General features: G+C 39.1%; 2 protein-coding genes. Both read right to left on the minus strand.

Annotated features, from left to right (window positions below; translation table 11 throughout):
* Window positions 1-417 precede the first annotated feature (417 nt).
* Window positions 418-1,002: an invasion associated locus B family protein gene (locus tag BN202_RS07435; protein ID WP_425277564.1), complete on the minus strand. Its 585-nt coding sequence runs from the start codon at window positions 1,000-1,002 to the stop codon at window positions 418-420.
* 17 nt (window positions 1,003-1,019) lie between these two features.
* On the minus strand, window positions 1,020-9,938 hold an 8,919-nt coding region (locus BN202_RS07440; RefSeq protein ID WP_034987783.1), incomplete at its 5' end, for a Vomp family autotransporter.

Below are 9,938 nucleotides of genomic sequence, written 5' to 3' on the forward strand. Positions count from 1 at the left end.
CAGATAAATTTATATTCTAAACTACTTTTTAACTATCATTTCCCTTAGTACTCATGAGAGCTCAGTGTTATCATTGTATTTTATAAAATGACTACAGTACTTCAATTGAAAATTATTTATATCAAATAAGATCGCTCTAAAAAATCCATAAAGAATTTTTATGGAAATAAAATGATACATCTTTTTCGTCTTCGAGAAAACCGTAATCTGGCTATTTTGACTCGCTCTCTTTATAGTTTTTCTGCTTAACAAATTACGTAATTAACTCTATAAGTTTTGTAGAAAAAATTTAACTTGATTTTTTCTTACATATAATTCTGATTTTTATTGTATATTTGTAAAATGTCTTCTTGTTTGAATCTGCGTCTATATCATACCATTTAGAATATCCTACTCTTTTAAAAAACTTTATGTAATCTATCGTTGTAGGGAATTAATTGCTGCACTTAACCCTTTAAAAGGCAAAATTAAAGAGTATATCTTTCCCTCTTTAACTTTATAGGAAATACGCACTTTTTTATTTTTCTCTATTTGTTTACTAAGAATTGGCCCTACAGGCGATTGCGCCAAACAGATCGTCTCATTACATTGCGTATACTGAACGAGAATAGGCTTTTTAATGCCTTCCATAAATATTCGAATGGGAACATTTGTATCAGCATTTGGCAATGTTCGAAAGAGCATTACTGCTTGACCATTTTTCGTAGAAACAAGAGACCAACTAAAAATAGTATTATCCTCCTGATCATGCACAGTCTGCGTCACATTACATATGCCTTGCTTAAGTTTTTGTTTTTCATCCTGTTTTTCATCGCAAATCAAGGTCCAATGAAAAAACTGCATAATGATGCGACGTGTTTCACCAGACTCTCCCTTAGGAACAGATAAACGCGGCGGTTGCACAGTATAAATATTATTGTTCTCTTGAGCAAAGCTTTCGCTCTTGCCTAATAAGGCAAGAACGAACAAAATCTTCACAAAAATATTTTGTTTTTTTATCATGATACTACTTTTCACTATCATTTCAGCCTCAGAGTAATCCCTGCACCTACCCCCCAGTGACCTCCAGCACTTGTGACAGATAAATTAGAACGAATATTTCCATCTTCAGACGTATAACCCGCTCCAATAGCAAAAGCAGATTGGTTGCGCCACATACCCGTACCAAATGAAACACTTAAAGATCCTGGTATATCATAGTAACGTAAACTCGATACTGCTAAACCAATAGCTGCAGCCTGTCTGGACTCCTTGCGAACATCCTCAATGGCATAATTTAACGTCTCAAACTTCATATCTGTATAGGCTTTGGACTCTTCAAGACCTTTGTTCACCATACTATCAACATGCTCATCCGTATACTTCTTCGCATCTTCAAGTACTAACTTCATCTGTTTATCCGTATAATCATGCAATTGACCACCATTGACAGCTTCCTTCGAGCCACTTTCAACCCGACCTTCCGATACATTATCTATCAAAACTGGATCACTCTCATTACCTCCAACTAACGTGATCTTGTTAGTCTTATGCCCTTCTTCATCTTTATCGTAGTTAACGGCACCGTTCGTAACAGCACTTTCAACATCCTTAACATGTTGATCTAGGCTTTCTACACGCTCCTCAACAGCTTCAACTTTCTTATTTGTCTCCCAAAGCTGTCCTCCATTCACAACTTCTTTCGAACCTTCTTCTACATTACCATCAGCAACATGCGTAATCTTACTGTCCGATCCATTGTGCCGACCATCATAGCCTCCTAGTTCATCATTCCAATGTAAACTATTCGATGTAACATTTTGAGAAACTTCATTAACACGCTCGTTGATACTCGAAAGACTTCCATTAACTCCTTCAAACGCAGATGCTACATCATGATAATCCTTCTTGTTATCACCATGACTATCGCCATTGAATTGAGTAACAGAGAAGGTGGGCGCTGTCCATTGACCATCATTATAACCTGCTCCTCCTCCTAAATAAGCCGCTAACGTCTGATTCAAATGATACAACTGATTACCTGTAATCGCTTCTGTCGAACCAGATGAAATATCTCCATCAACAAGATGGCTCAGCTTGCTATTGTGCTTCTCTGAACCTTTGCCATGAAGCGCTACAAATGCCTCATCCGCATCACTCCACAACAACGCATTCTGCTCAATATTGTCTGAAAGATCATGGTGAAGCTTCGTGAAAGATTGATTCACTCCTGCAAAAGCTGCCGCAACATTATTATAGCTCGTCTCTTCAGAACTGCCATCCTCTTTAAAGCTCAAAACCTTGAAGCTTGGTGCTGTCCATTGGCCTTCTTCATAACCTGCACCGCCACCAAAATAGCTCGCTAACGTCTGATTCAACGAATAAAGCTGGCTACCATTCACTGCTTCTGTTGAACCTGCTGAAAGCTCTCCTGCTTTTACACCAGAGAGACTACGGGCTGCACCGTCACTATTTGCAATAGTGATTTCTGTGCCTTCTTTCTCAGCACCAATCTTGATAACTTTGCTGTCTTTATCTTGCTTGACAAGACTATCACTAACAACTTGGCTAATCTCATTCTTAAGCTCATTATGAAGATTGCTGAAAGATGTACCTACACTTGCAAAGGCTTGTGCTACATCATCATAGCTATGCTCTTCAACCTTGCTACCATCTTCACTGACAGTGTGAACCGTAAAGCTTGGAGCTGTCCACTCACCATTCTCATAACGAGCGCCACCACCAAAAGAATTCGCTATATTGGTCCCTGCTGTTTGTAAATTATCAGATACAGCATTCACATTTTGATTGGTTGCATAAAGCTGACCACCATTCACTGCTTCACTTGAATTAGCAGCAATATCTCCAGATTTAATATGTCTAATCTTGCTATCTTTTCTGTCTTTACCTTCCCCATGAAGGGCTACAAATGCTCCTTCAGCATCATTCCATAATAAAGAATCATCAGCAATACCTTGCGATACTTCTTTAATACGCTTATTCACATTCTGGATGTTCTGATCAAGACCGCTAAACGCTGTACCAATATCTTTAAAGACCTTTTCTGTAACATTGCCTGCTGCAGAAACATCAGATAATTTATAGGTCGGACCTGTAAAAGTACCTTCTGTAAAGGATGCGCTACCTCCTAAGAACTTGGCAACATCTTGAGAGATCGTATTAAGCTGACTACCTGTAACCACATCATGGGAATTCTCAGAAATCACACCATCCGCTACATTATGAAGAGCTGTTGCGACTTTACCTTTACCACCAAAAGTGACACTCCCATAATTAATGGTGCCATCATTTTGTTTATCATAATGAACAACGGCTGAATCATCTGACTGAAGACTGTTAGAAAGATCCTTCAAACCTTTATCAAATTGCCCTTTGTTAACCGCTTCATTATCATTTACTGCCGCCTTAACACCTGAAAGTGTGCGATCACCTTTATCCTTGTTGGAAATATTGACTTCTGTGCCTTCTTTCTCAGCACCAATCTTGATAACCTTGCTGTCTTTATCTTGCTTGACAAGACTATCACTAACAACTTGGCTAATCTCATTCTTAAGCTCATTATGAAGATTGCTGAAAGATGTACCTACACTTGCAAAGGCTTGTGCTACATCATCATAGCTATGCTCTTCAATCTTGCTACCATCCTCGCTGACAGTGTGAACCGTAAAGCTTGGAGCTGTCCACTCACCATTCTCATAACGAGCGCCACCACCAAAATAGGTCGCAAGCGTCTTGTTCATTGAATAAAGCTGGGAACCATTCACTGCATCCGTTGAATCTTCAGTAACATTACCATTCGCAAGAGATGTGATCTTGCTGTTTTTCTTGTCAGCATCAGTTCCATGGGTTGCAACAAACGCATGATCATTATCACTCCATAACAACGCATTCTGTTTAATATGGTCTGAAAGATCACTTGTATTTTGCGCAATCTCTTTATGAAGCTCTGTGAATGCATGATCAACACCACCAAACGCTTCCGCTACACTCTGATAACTCTTATCCTGCACTGTATAAGTCGGTGCAACACCTTTAAGCACATCTGCTCCACCACCTAAGTACTTAGAAGTATTCTCAGAAACTGTTTTTAGATCATTCGTTACTGTCGTAACATTCTGATTGGTCACAAAAAGTTGAGAACCATTCACCGCTTCAGTCGATGTCTCTGAAAGCTCTCCTGCTTTTACACCTGTGAGGGTCCGTGCAGCATTATCAACATTTGCTAATGTAACTTTCGTACCGCTCTTTTCACCTCCAACTGCAATAACATGTGTCTTTTCATCTTGCTTGACAAGACTATCACTAACAACTTGGCTAATCTCATTCTTAAGCTCTTTATGAATATTCGTGAAAGAAGCCCCTACACCTTCAAATGCAGATGCAACACTATTATAGCTCTTTTCTTCAACTGCACTTCCATCAGAATTAACGGTTTTAACCTTGAAGCTTGGTGCCGCCCATTTGCCATCTTCATATTTAGCACTACCACCAAAATAAGACGCAAGTGTATTACTCATGGAATAAAGCTGACTACCATTCACTGCTTCTATTGAATCTGATGAAAGAACGCCTGATTTTACCCCAGACAAAGTCCGTGCTGCATCACCACTATTGGCAATACTAATGCTTGTACCGCCTTTTTCTGCTCCTATCTTGATAATCTTGCTGTCAGAATCCTGCTTGACAAGGCTATCGCTAACAACTTGTTTAATCTGATTGTTAATATTCGTGAAAGAACTACCAACTCCAGAAAACGCTTCCGCAACATTGTGATAAGTCTTCTCTTCAAACTTATCGCCATCAGCACTCACAGTATTAACCTTGAAGCTTGGAACAGTCCATTTGCCTTTATCATAGCCAGCACCACCACCAAAATAAGACGCAAGCGTATTATTCATCAAATAAAGTTGAGAACCATTCACTGCATCATTTGAATTAGCTGTAATATCTCCATCCAAAATGTGGGTAATCTTGCTCGCTTTTCTTTCTTTGCCTTCCCCATGTTGCGCACTAAAGGCATCATCATCCTTGCTCCATGATAAAGAATCCTGTGCAACTCCCTCTGAGACTTCCTTAATACGATCATTCACATTCTGGATATTCTGATCAAGACCCGCAAAAGCTGTTCCAACATCGGTAAAGGACTTATCCGTAACCTGACCTTCTTTCGTAACCGCAGACAATTTATAGGTTGGTCCTGTAAAGGCTCCCTTCTCAAAACTCGTGTCCCCACCTAAGAACTTGGCAACATCTTGAGAGATGCTATTAATCTGACCACCTGTAACCGCATCATGTGACTTTTCCGCAATATTACCGTCAGCAATATTATGCAAAGCAACAGGGGCAGCGTTTTGACCTTTACCAAAAGTCACACTCGTATAGTCAATTTTATCATCCTTCTTATCATAAAGAACAACGGCTGAATCATCTGACTGAAGACTGTTAGAAAGCTTCTCCAAACTTTGATCAAGTTGAGCTTTATTAACCGCTTCATTATCATTTACTGCTGCTTTAACACCAGAAAGAGTACGATCTGCTTGATCCTTGTTGGCAATATTGATTAAGTTACCACCTGTTTCTTTACCAACTGTAATCGGATCTGTTTCTTTTTCCTGCTTAACAAGGCTATCACCTTCTACTTTGGTAATCGCATTATTAATCTCATTGGTAATTTTATTTTGAACGTTTGTGAAAGAACTACCAACTCCAGCCAAAGCATCTGCTACATTTTTATAGCTTTCTTCTCCAGAGGTACCATCATCTTTAATTGTGTTAACTTTGAAGCTTGGAACTACCCATTTGCCTCCTTTATATTCAGCACCGCCACCGAAAGAATTCGCAACATTAGCACCCAAAGAATAAAGTTGTTTGCCCGTGATAGCATCCGTTGAGTCTTTTGAAATAGTGCCATCCAAAAGATGCGTAAGCTTACTATGTGTTTTTTCATCATCCTTGCCATGATCCGCAACAAAAGCATTGTCTTTATTACTCCATAATAAGGCGTCGCCTTGAACTTGTTGCGTTATATTCGTTATATCATTGGTAACTTTATTCTGAACATTCGTAATAGATGTACTAACGTCTTCAAAAGCTGCTGCTACATTCTGATAAGTCTTATCTTCTTTATCACCATCAGCGTTAACGGTTTTAACTGTAAATGTTGGAGCAGTCCATGTGCCATCTTTATAACCAGCTCCACCACCAAAATACCCTGCAACCTTATCATTGGTCTCAAAAAGCTGAGAGCCATTCACTGCCTCAATAGAATCTTTAGAGATGGTTCCACCTGTCACACCGGAAAGGATTCGATTCTCATTATTCTTGTTTTGAAGATTAATCACAGTGCCATCTGTTTCATGACCAATGGTAATAGAAGCCCCCTCTTTCTCTTGCTTAACAAGGCTATCGCTGACAATATTAGTAATATCATTTTTAATATTTGTGAAAGAAGCGCCAACATCAGCCAAAGCTTCAGCAACTGTATCATACTTCTTCTCTTCAATTGTAACACCATCATCTTTGACAGTTTTAATATTGAAACTGGGAGAGCTCCATACACCATCCTTATATTCAGCACCACCACCTAAAGATTTTGCAACACTGCTACCCAAGCTATGAAGCTGAGAACCTGTTACCGCTTCACTTGAACTCGCAGAAACATCTCCATTGGCAAGAAACTTAATCTTGCTGTTGCTACTTTCTTTTCCATGCTGCGCTACAAAAGCACCCTCAGCATTATTCCAATTTAAAGAATCCTGCGCAACTCCCTCTGAGACTTCTTTAATACGATTGTTCACATTCTTGATGTTCTCATCAAGTCCTGTAAATGCACTACTTACATCATTAAAGTCTTTCGGATTCACACGCCCTTCTTCAGAAACACTCGATAACTTATAGGTTGGACCGGTAAGGGCTCCATTGTTAAAGGCTGCATCTCCACCCAAGAATTTGGCAACATTTTGAGAAATGGCGTTAATCTGACTACCATTGATTGCATCATGTGAATTCTCAGAAATTTGACCATCGGCAATATTATGAAGACCAACAGCAGGAGCATTTGCACCTTTACCCAAAGTGATACTCGTATAATTAATGCTACCAGTTTCATCTTTATTCTTATCATAATGAACAACAGCTGAATCATCTGACTGAAGATGATTAATCTGGTTGGTGATCTCATTGGTAATTTTATTCTGTACGTTTGTAAAAGATGTACCAACTCCGCTCAAAGCATCCGCTACATTGGTATAGTTCTTATCTTCAGAGTTACCATCCTCTTTAACAGTTTTAACCTTAAAAGTAGGCGCTTTCCATTTGCCTTCCGTATCATAGCCGGCACCGCCACCAAAATAGTTCGCAAGCTGTTCATTTATCGAATAAAGTTGTCCACCTGTAACAGCGTCTGTAGAGCCAGAAGCAATGTTTCCATTCGCAAGAGAGGTGATCTTACTATTTTCTTTTTTACCTTCTTTTTCTCCATGTTGGGCGACAAAAGCTTTACTTTCCTTATCCCATAACAGAGCATCACCTTGAACTTCCTGAGTGATATTAGTGACTTGTTCAGTAAAATCATTAACGATGTTCTGCACATTCTTATTCACACTTTGAAAATTGGCATCAATTCCCGCAAAGGCTGAAGAAACATCATTATACGTTTTTTCCGTAATATCCTTGCCATCTTCACTCAAAGTTTTAAGCGTAAAGCTTGGAGCTGCCCACTTGCCGTCTTCATACTTAGCGTTACCACCAAAGTATTTTGCAACATTGTCGCCTAAGGAATAAAGCTGTGAACCATTTACAGCGTCTGTTGAATCTGCCGTAATATCTCCTGCAGCAAGAAATTTAATTTTACTATTTGTTTTTTCTTCTGTTCCATGTTGCGCATTAAAGGCATTGTCAGACTGGCTCCACGATAAAGAATCCTGTGCAACGCCTTCTGAGACTTCCTTAATGCGAGCATTCACATTCTTGATATTCGTATCAAGACCGGCAAAAGCAGAACCAACATCGGTAAAGGACTTATCCGTAACCTTACCTTCTGTAGAAACATCAGATAATTTATAGGTAGGCTGTGTCAGAGTACCATCTTTAAAGGACCCTCCACCACCTAAGAATTTAGCTATATCCTCACCGATTGTATTAATCTGACCACCAGTGATCGCATCACGTGAATCTTTGGCTATATTACCATTAGCAATATTATGGAGAGCTGTGGGGGTTTGATCTTTACCACCAAAAGTTATACTCGCATAATTAATGGTGCTGCTTTCATCATCTTTTTTATCATAATGAACAACCGCTGAATCATCGGACTGAAGATGATTAATCTGATTAGTAATCTCATTGGTTATTTTATTCTGAACATTCGTGAAAGATGTACCAACGCCTTCAAAAGCTTCCGCTACACTCGTATAGTTTTGTTCATCTTCCTTGCCATCAGAGTTAACAGTTTTGACCTTAAAGTTAGGTGTTTTCCAGTTGCCTTCCACATCATAACCAGCTCCTTTATCCAAATAGGTCGCAAGCTTGTTGCTCGTAGAATAAAGCTGTTTACCTGTGATGGCATCTGTCGAATCAGAAGTAATAGCGCCATCTAAAAGATGTGTAATTTTGCTGTTTTCTTGTTCTCCCGTTGCTTTATATTGTTCTTCTGCTTTCTTTTTATGACGTGCGACAAATGCCTGCTCATCATCGTTCCATAATAAAGCATCACCTTGAACTTGTTGTGTAATATTCGTTATGTTTTGAGTAAATTCATCGAACTTATTCGTTATATCATTGGTAACTTTATTCTGAACATTCGTGATAGAAGTACCAACACCTTCAAAAGCTGCCGCTACAGTATCATACTTCGTCTCTTCAAAGGTGCCATCATCCTTAACAGACTTAACAGTGAATTCAGGAGCATTCCATTTGCTATCTTCATACTTAGCGCCACCACCAAAGTACTTTGCAACCTTATCATTGGTCTCAAAAAGCTGAGAGCCATTTACCGCATCATGGGAAGCTTTAGAGATTGCACCACCTGTCAAACCAGAAAGGGTTCGGTTCTCATCCTTATTGTTTTGAAGATTAATTATATTGCCATCGGTTTCTTTACCAATCGTGATCTGTCTCGTTTCAGAATCCTGTTTTACAAAGCTACTCGCGGCTACTTGTTCTTTTACATCTTTTTCAACTTTTTGCAGTTGTGAAAAATTCACAGCATCCGTATCTTCAGTACCAGCAGCAATACCTGAAATAATCCGTGCCGTGCCATCCTTATTTGCTATACTGATTTTAGTCCCTTCTTTTTCTTCTCCTATCTTGATTAACTTAGATTCTTCATTCCACTTAACAAGACTGTCACCTTTTACATTGGTAATCTCATTATTAATCTGATTGGTAATTTCATTTTTTATATTTGTAAAAGAACTACCAACACCTTCAAAAGCCTCTGCTACATTCGTATAAGTTTTCTCTTCTTCTGTACCATCCGCTTTAACGCGTTTAATTTTAAAAGTTGGGCCGTTTCCGTTTCCATTTCCAAAGTCAGCACCACCCCCCAGATAATCCGCAAGATGAGTACCAAGTGTGTATAGCTGACCGCCATTTACAGCTTCATTTGAGTTTTCAAATAAATCTCCACCCACAACATCTTTAATTTTACTCGAGCTTCTGTCTTCTCCCTCTCCATGCTGAGCACTAAAGGCTTTATCAGTTTCGCTCCACGATAAGGAATCACCTTTTACTGTGATAATTGTATTATTAACCTCTTTGGTAATCTCATTTTTAACATTCGTGATAGAAGTACCAACTCCCGTTAAAGCATCGGATACATTCTTATAAGTCTCTTCTTTTTCCTCGCCATCTCCGTTAACAGTTTTAATTGTGAACTTAGGATCTGTCCATGCCCCATTTTCATACTTAGCATCGCCACCTAAATAAGTCGCAACTTT

Source organism: Bartonella florencae (genome assembly GCF_000312525.1).
GTDB classification, from domain to species: Bacteria; Pseudomonadota; Alphaproteobacteria; order Rhizobiales; family Rhizobiaceae; genus Bartonella; species Bartonella florencae.